Here is a 2,780-nt window from a genome sequence, read left to right on the forward strand (position 1 = left end):
GTGGGTTGCGAGCGCCAGCCCATCTTGTCCTCGAGTCCGCCAAAGGACAGCCCCGGCGTGCCATCCTCGACGAGGAAGGCGGAAATGCCCCGGGGGCCATCCGCGCCGGTGCGGGCCATCACGATATAGGCGTCCGAATAGCCGCCGCCCGAGATGAAGGCCTTGGTGCCGGTCAGGCTGTAGCCTTCGTTCGTGCGTTCGGCGCGGGTCTTGAGCGCGGCCGCGTCCGAGCCCGATCCCGGTTCCGTCAGGCAGTAGGAAAAGACCGTCTCCATGCTCAGCGCCGGGGCGAGGAACCGCGCCTTCTGTTCGTCGCTGCCGAAACTGTCGAGCATCCGCGCGCACATGTTGTGGATCGACAGGAAGGCCGCGACCGAGGGGCAGGCCATCGACAGCGCCTCGAAGACCAGCGTCGCGTCAAGCCGCGAAAGGCCCGACCCGCCGGACTCCTCGCTCACATAGATGCCCGCAAGGCCCAGCGCGCCGAGCTTGGGCCAGAGGGCGCGCGGGATCGTGCCCTCGGCCTCCCATGCGCGGGCATGGGGGGCGATTTCCTCGGTGCCGAAGGCGCGGGCCATGTCGAAGATCGCGACCTGTTCCTCGGTCAGTGCGAAATCCATTGCTCCTCCCCGCAATTAATGAACGTGCGTTCATTTGACAGGCTGCCCGGCGCGAATGCAAGGGGGCCGGGCGTCACAGATCGGCGTTGTATTCCTCGATCAAGGCGCGGATCACGTCCGCCACGGCCGCGTCGGCGGTCTTGCCCGCGGCGAGGGCCGCGGCATGGACGCGGCGCTGGCGGTCGGCCGAGGTGCCGTCGGCGATCACGTCGCGCGCGGCCTGCAGCTCGGCCCAGCAGCCCAGCGCCGCGGCGTCGGGTTCAAGCAGGGCGATCAGTTCGTCCAGCAGTTCGGGGAAGGGCACGACCTGCTTGCGGCCGAAATCGATCAGCCCCTCGCTTACGCCATAGCGCTGCGCCCGCCAGCGGTTTTCGCCGACCAGAAAGCGTTCATAGACGCGCCAGCGCTGGTTCCGCCCGGCCAGCCGCCAGAGCATCCGCGCGATGCACTGGGTCAGCGCGGCGATCGACAGCGCATGTTCCAGCCGGGGCGAGACATCGCAGATGCGGGTTTCCAGCGTGGGAAACCGGGCCGAGGGGCGCAGATCCCACCAGACTTTCGTGGCGTCCTCGATCAGGCCCATACCCACCAGCGCGCCGACGGAACGTTCGTAATCCGACCAGCTTTCGAAGCGCGGCGGCAGGCCGGTGCGGGGCAGGTTGTCGAACACCGTCAGCCGGTAGGAGGCCAGCCCCGTATCCGCCCCCTGCCAGAAGGGCGACGAGGTCGACATCGCCAGAAGATGCGGCAGGAAATAGGACATCTGCGCCATCAGGTCGATGCGCTGGTCGGGGTCGGGAATGCCGACATGGACATGCATCCCGCAGATCAGCATGCGCCGCGCGACGCCCGCCAGCGCGCGTTCCAGATCGTTGTAGCGGTCCTTGTCGGTGTGGTGCTGGTCCTTCCAGTCGGCGACCGGGTGGCAGGAAACCGCGATGGGGGCAAGGCCGTGGGCTGCGGCATGCCTGGCGACCGTGGCGCGCAGGCGGCGCAGGTCGTCGCGGGCCGCGGGCACGGTGGCGCAGACGCGGGTGCCGACCTCGATCTGGCATTGCAGGAATTCGGGCGTGACCTGGGACCCGAGGTCGGCCATGCAGGCCTCCATCAGTTCCTTGGGCGCCTCGACCAGGGCGCAGGTGTCGGCGTCGACCAGCAGGTATTCCTCTTCGATGCCGATGGTGAAGTCGGGGGCGGTGGCGGTCATCGGGATGGCCCTCCGGCGGTCGCATGCCTGCGCATTGTCAGCAGGAAACGCCCGGTGCGGCAAGCGTTTCGCGCGGCGCGGGGCTTCGGGCCGGAGCGATTCGCAAGAAACAACCGAAGGGTGAGAATGTCGCGGCTGGCTATTGTGCACAGGAGAACTGCCGTCGCGTCACCCGGACGTCGAGCACAGGTCTGGGTTGAAAAACGGCGGGACCGCGCGGTTTCCTGTTTGAGATGGACGAAAATCGTCGCATTTCCGCCATGTTTGCTGATGGCAGGCGAGGGGCGTTGCCGCGTGCATGTGAGGGGTATAGCACGAATATCTTGAAGACGACAGCAGCGGTTACAGCAGCGGCTGCGGTTGCTGCGGTTGTGATGGCGGGTGGGGCGTCGGCGGCGACCCTGTATGTAGGGAATGGGACGTGCAACAAGGTAGTCGACGTCGATCCGGATGCGAATGAGTGCTTCGGTCTGTCCAAGGGGAACGTGCAGCAGATCAACGAGAATTCGGACAAGTTCGAGTATACGGATGGCACGGTTCTTACCGGTTTGTTCGGTATAACCAACTGGACCGAATTCCAGAAGGAAGAGAACTTCGAGAACATTCAGTCGGACGCCAAGGCCGGCTGGTTCGACATCGCCGAGAACTACTATCAGACCGTCGCTGTGCTCTTGAAATCCGGTAATCAGTGGGCCGCCTACAAGTATGATAACGGTCTGAGCGGTTGGCTGGACTTCCAGACGGCGAACGGCAAGGGCCTTAGCAATTACGCCGTTCTTGGAACGGGAATGATGACACCCGTCCCGCTTCCTGCCGCGGGCTGGCTGCTGCTGGGCGGTCTGGCCGCGCTGAAGCGGCGCAGGAAGACTGCGGCCTGAAGCGCGGCGAGGCGACAATCGTGGAAAGGGCGGCCCCCGGGGCCGCCCTTCTCGTTTCAGTCCATCTGCTTGAAA

Annotated in this window: 3 protein-coding genes; 1 reads left to right on the forward strand and 2 read right to left on the reverse strand. The window is 65.6% G+C overall.

Annotated elements, in window-relative coordinates:
- Positions 1-620: acyl-CoA dehydrogenase family protein (locus tag ENN83_RS09205; RefSeq protein WP_287186160.1), on the reverse strand; the 620-nt coding region annotated here is incomplete at its 3' end.
- A 73-nt stretch (positions 621-693) separates the two neighbouring features.
- Positions 694-1,827 carry a carboxylate-amine ligase gene (locus tag ENN83_RS09210; RefSeq protein ID WP_287186162.1) on the reverse strand — a complete coding sequence of 378 codons (1,134 nt, stop codon included), beginning with the start codon at positions 1,825-1,827 and terminating at the stop codon, positions 694-696.
- A gap of 260 nt (positions 1,828-2,087) precedes the next feature.
- Here ENN83_RS09210 and ENN83_RS09215 point away from each other — a divergent pair, with 260 nt between their 5' ends.
- A complete protein-coding gene (locus tag ENN83_RS09215; protein ID WP_287186163.1) occupies positions 2,088-2,705 on the forward strand; it encodes a VPLPA-CTERM sorting domain-containing protein in 618 nt (205 codons plus the stop codon).
- Positions 2,706-2,780: the final 75 nt, after the last annotated feature.

Origin of the sequence: Rhodovulum sp. (assembly GCF_011048875.1) — a bacterium.
GTDB lineage: Bacteria > Pseudomonadota > Alphaproteobacteria > Rhodobacterales > Rhodobacteraceae > Rhodovulum > Rhodovulum tesquicola.